Raw genomic sequence first — 207 nt, forward strand, 5'->3', positions numbered from 1 at the left:
GCGGCGGCCATGAGGTGGCCGTGCCGGGCGCGGTCGCGTACGGGGAGATCGCGGAGGGTGCCGGAGAGGAATCCGGCGGCGAAGGCGTCGCCGGCGCCGACGGGGGCGACGACGTCCACCCGTAGGGCGGGGACGTAGGTGACGGTGTCCGGGGCGCGGCCTGCGTCGCCGCTGCGCGGAGCGGAGTCCCCGATCCCGCCCCTTCCC

Annotated in this window: 1 protein-coding gene; it reads right to left on the bottom strand. The window is 78.3% G+C overall.

Annotated elements, in window-relative coordinates; translation table 11 throughout:
* Positions 1-207, bottom strand: a 207-nt coding sequence (locus tag J0695_RS42355; protein WP_242553823.1) for a PfkB family carbohydrate kinase, incomplete at both ends; no start/stop codon positions are given.

Source organism: Streptomyces beijiangensis (genome assembly GCF_017315755.1).
In the GTDB taxonomy this organism is placed as follows: domain Bacteria; phylum Actinomycetota; class Actinomycetes; order Streptomycetales; family Streptomycetaceae; genus Streptomyces; species Streptomyces beijiangensis.